The organism is Allobosea sp. 05T438 (assembly GCF_056396025.1).
This window is the reverse complement of record NZ_JBFTKQ010000045.1, coordinates 1-4286: the sequence shown is the minus strand read 5'-3', so window position 1 is coordinate 4286 and position 4286 is coordinate 1. Positions and strand designations below refer to the sequence as shown.

At 61.7% G+C, this 4286-nt stretch carries 4 protein-coding genes; 1 reads left to right on the top strand and 3 read right to left on the bottom strand.

The window, feature by feature from the left end:
• A partial coding sequence (locus tag AC1DIN_RS29800; protein ID WP_476812342.1) for an integrase core domain-containing protein occupies nt 1-434 on the top strand: 434 nt, incomplete at its 5' end.
• A gap of 325 nt (nt 435-759) precedes the next feature.
• Here the strand turns inward: AC1DIN_RS29800 and AC1DIN_RS29795 are convergent.
• From AC1DIN_RS29795 to AC1DIN_RS29785, 3 genes are all read right to left on the bottom strand, one after another.
• On the bottom strand, nt 760-975 hold the full coding sequence (locus AC1DIN_RS29795) for a hypothetical protein (RefSeq protein ID WP_476804122.1): 216 nt from the start codon (nt 973-975) through the stop codon (nt 760-762).
• A gap of 86 nt (nt 976-1061) precedes the next feature.
• Entirely contained in the window at nt 1062-2711 is a 1650-nt protein-coding gene (locus AC1DIN_RS29790) for an EF-hand domain-containing protein (protein WP_476812341.1), read from the bottom strand.
• Nucleotides 2712-2909: 198 nt separating this feature from the next.
• Nucleotides 2910-3842 carry an NADP-dependent oxidoreductase gene (locus tag AC1DIN_RS29785; protein WP_476812340.1) on the bottom strand — a complete coding sequence of 311 codons (933 nt, stop codon included), beginning with the start codon at nt 3840-3842 and terminating at the stop codon, nt 2910-2912.
• Nucleotides 3843-4286 lie beyond the last annotated feature (444 nt).

The window sequence follows — 4286 nt, the reverse complement described above, 5'->3', positions numbered from 1 at the left end:
ATCGCAGGCTGAAGGCGATCGACCTCATCGACGTGCTCTCGGACCTGTTCATCCTGCGCGGTGTGCCGGAGCATGTTCGTTCAGATAACGGGCCGGAATTTGTCGCCAAGACCGTGCAGGAATGGATCGGCGCGGTCGGTGCCAAGACTGCCTACATCGCTCCTGGCAGTCCCTGGGAGAACGGCTTCATCGAGTCGTTCAATGCCCGGTTGCGCGACGAACTCCTCGACGGCGAGATCTTCTACTCACTCGCGGAGGCGAAGACCGTCGTCGAAAGCTGGCGGCGCCACTTCAACACGCTGCGCCCACACGGCTTGCTCGGCTACAAGCCTCCCGCGCCAGAGGTCTTCATCCCAGCCATGACCGCGCGGGCGGCTGCGCAAACCAGACCGGCTACGCCGCCCGCGCTAGCGCCGAGGCCAACCGTACACTAACAATCACATTGGACCTCTCCGCGGGGGCGGATCATCCGCGCGATGGAGACATGGTTGCAGGAATGGGAAATCCGGTACCACATCGGATCCTCGCTCGGCGCGACAGGGCAGATGCGCGTTTGCTTCACGGAGGAGAAATTCGTCCGGGCATTCCGGCATTACCACGGCGACCGGATCGTCCCCGTCGATGAAGTTGCGGGGCTCTTGCTGCCGATGCTGATGATGAGGCTTTCTATGACAGCTTGTCGGGCGATTGACGGCACTGACGTGGCGATGGCCAGCCGACGTTGCGCAAAGGCAGGAAGCGTACGCTCGCTCCCGCGCCTCAGTTCCACGCTCGGATGGCGTAGGTGTCCACCAGTTCGGGGTTTCCATCTACAAATGATTGGCAAGCCTGTTTGAGGCTGAAGAGCTTCTTCGCGCTGTAGTTTGGGTGCTCGCCATCCAGCTTGAGGTCGGTATCGACCATGAGCACTCTCTTTTCGCCATCAAGATTCATCCGAATGATGCTCGTCGCTTTGGCGTTCTGATGAACGATCATGGTGTTGGCCCGTTGGTGCGGCGGCTTATTCGGCACTCAAGAGTGAGGTCCTGGCGCAGGTTCCCCAACGGTTCGGGAGCGGACGCTCAGCATTTTGGTGCCTGGATCTCAACTGGGGTGTCAGCCCCCTGTTGAGCGAGGCACGAATGCCCCTGAGTGCCGTCGGGGGCTGGAACTCCATCGAGGAGCACAAAGCGAGCCGAATGGGCACCATAGAGTCCGGCGGGAAACCGCATTTTGCTATGGATGAGGAAGGTGCCGCTCCGGTTGCGGGTCAGCACTCCCTTTTGCACGAGCTGGATCAAACCGAGCTGGCTGGGCAGCACCTCGTAGGCTGTGACCGGCTGTACGGCTACCACGGTTGATGGGTCAATCGCGACAACACCGCCTGGGAAGAAGGAAAAGGCGCCATCGAGGAGCGAAGGCTCAACCTTGCTGAAGTCAATCCCCGCGATTGGGCTGCCAAGCTTTGCCGCGGCCGCCCGCGCCTTTGTAGCCTCCGGCGGCATCTTGACGGCGCCGGATGGGACTGAGAAGCCCGACACTTCGTATTGAGCTGCTACGACAGGTTCCTTGCCCGTCTCTCGGCGCACAATCGTGACTGCTGCCTCGGGGCCTTTGGACTGACTGAAAGCCGTCTTGGAGCCGTTCGGCGTAGTCTGACTGAAATACGGCAGGCATCCCGTATGAGGCATGAAAACGATCTTATCGGCTCCTACCCCCTTTGCCCCGACCAGAGGGTTTTTCCCGGATGCGGAACCGGGCCCGGCTGAGCTGGAACTGAGAACGACGCGTTCGAGGCGCTGGGTCGCTCCGGTGAAATCCCAGATGACGCCTCCGTAAGTGCTTATGACGACATAGAGAGACTCCTCGCCCGGCTCGACCTGAATGGAGCCCGCACCGATCGTCACATCCTGCGAGCCAATGGTCGCTGTCGACACCGAATCCGTTTCGTACGCCGACAGGAGCACAACCTTTGCCCGTTCGGACGCCTTGGGCATCAGGCAAGCTCCACGCGTGGCGACCGCCTGGCGGTCCTCCGCGGCTTTACGCTCAGCTTGGAGGCCCGCCACGACAACACCGTATTCCTCCGGCGAAACCGTACCGTCCCCGTCAACGTCGAGCGATTTGATCAGCTCCGTGGCTTTCTCGGTGAAGCGCTGCAGACCGACACTGCGGGCGTCGCCTCCAAACGCTGCAATGGCATCGCGGGTCAGCACGGGAAGGCCATACAGGTCGGCCGGCTTAGTTCCCGTTGGGGCGGCACCCGCCTCCACCCATGAGACCTTGCCATCACGATCCGTATCGGCATCTTGGAAAGACTTAAGATCGCGCTCCAGTCGCTCTCGACGGCTGGCGAGGAGGTGCCCCGCGTCGAAACGCGTATCGTACTTGTACCTCGCCTGGAACTCCTCCCGCGTGACGATGCCATCGCCGTCAGCATCCGCATTCATATACCGTCCGGCGGCTGCAAATCTGGCGTTGGCGCGAAGAAAGGCTTCGTGCAACCCGGCATCGGCCTCATCGATCAGGCCATCGCCATTGGCATCGAGCGTCATGAACCCGTTCTGTATTTGGGCAGCAGACTTCTCGATCGTCATTCCTGGCAGCACGAGCAGGCTCGTCAATCGCGGCGACAGGTCAGCGCGGGCAGATTGCGAGAGTGCCGAAGCCGAACCCAGTGCCAGGAAGCCTGACAGCAACACGACCAGGGATGAAGCACGAGCTCTATTCAATATTGCCTCCTGAATAGCCTGTCCCTCTGCTTAGCAGCGGCAATCTTGAGACGGGCTTAGAGGGATTGTGGGAGACCTTCGAGGTTTCGGGCATGCTCCATTTACCGATTATAGGAGAGGCGGCCGTGCTAGCAGGCCAAATCTCTGAAAATGCCCGCAATGGGTCGTGAGCGGACGGTACAGTTCGCCACGCGGTCGCTAGCCGACTGTCGGCTTGTGCATCTGCACGATGACCTTGCCCTTCGCCCGCCCGGTTTCGAGATAGGCAAACGCCTGCTCGATTTCCGCGAATGGGAACACCCGGTCGACGATTGGACGAAGCCGGCCGGCATCGACGAGAGCGGCCAATTCGGAAAGCTCGGCTCCGCTGGGATGCATGAACAGGAAGCGGTAGCGCGCGCCGTGCTTTCGCGCCTTCATCCGCAGCGAAAGACTGGCGAACCAGAATAGCCCTGCCAGCAGCAGGCCGCGCCCGAGGTCCTTCCGAGCGGTCTCGGGTTCCGGCGTGGCGGTGATCGAAACCACCGTGCCACCGGGCTTCACCAGTGCGAACGACTGCTCTAGCGTCTCGCCGCCCACGAGATCGAAGACGCCATCGACATTTCGAACACGATCCTCGGGCCGCTCGGTCGTATAGTTCATCACCGTGTCTGCACCGAGCTCTTCGACAAGGGCGCGGCCACGTCGCGATGCAGTCGTGACGACCTGAGCGCCGAGCCATTTGGCGATCTGGATCCCTAGGGTGCCGACCCCGCCGGCGCCTCCGGAGATGAAGACCTGGTTTCCGGGCCGCAGATGCAGCTCATCACGCAGCGCCTGCAAAGCCGTGAGCCCTGCTAGCGGAATGGCGGCGGCTGCATCGAAATCAAGGGTTTCCGGCAAGGCCGCGACGACCTGTTCAGGCACGCAAGCGTATTCGGCGAAGGCTCCCATCCTGTCCTTCGGAACACGCGCAAAAACCCGATCGCCCGGAGCGAAGCGGGAGACGGCCTCGCCGCATGCCTCGACGATGCCCGCAAACTCGTTCCCGAGCACGACCGGTAGCGGGTAGCCCTGGATGACGCGCAGCTTACCCTCGCGGGTCTTGAAGTCGACGGGGTTCAGACCTGCCGAGCATACGCGCACGAGCACGTCGCCACCCCCCGGAACCGGTTTGGGGACATCGCGGAGCTGTGCTGTCTCAGGTCCGCCATATCGTGCGAGGACAAAGGCCTTCATATCGGCACTATGCGGCTTGTCGCGTCATCGGAAAAGCTCAGCTACAGGTGAGGGATCACGAGGCACCATGACGGATAGCGTTCGGAGCTCCGGTGTTCCGAGCGTCCCGCTCCGTCGCGCGGATGATTTGCTCGAGCGCATCGTTATGTTGAAGGCGGATATGCACGCGGCTTCGGTACTCTCGCGTATTTCCTTGAGGTCACGCGTATCGAAGCCGAGCTTCAAGCCGACCGCATAGCCGAGGAACAAGTGACCGGGGAGCGCGTACCGGATGAGTTATGGCGACCGACCACGGACCGGGATTGATGGCGAAGAAGCCTGCCGAGCTGCCTGAAATCGATCTCGACGTCGACGTCG

Bases quoted from the DNA above. Each gene is read 5' to 3' on its own strand.
- AC1DIN_RS29795 (WP_476804122.1), bottom strand. From the start codon at position 975: ATGATCGTTCATCAGAACGCCAAAGCGACGAGCATCATTCGGATGAAT.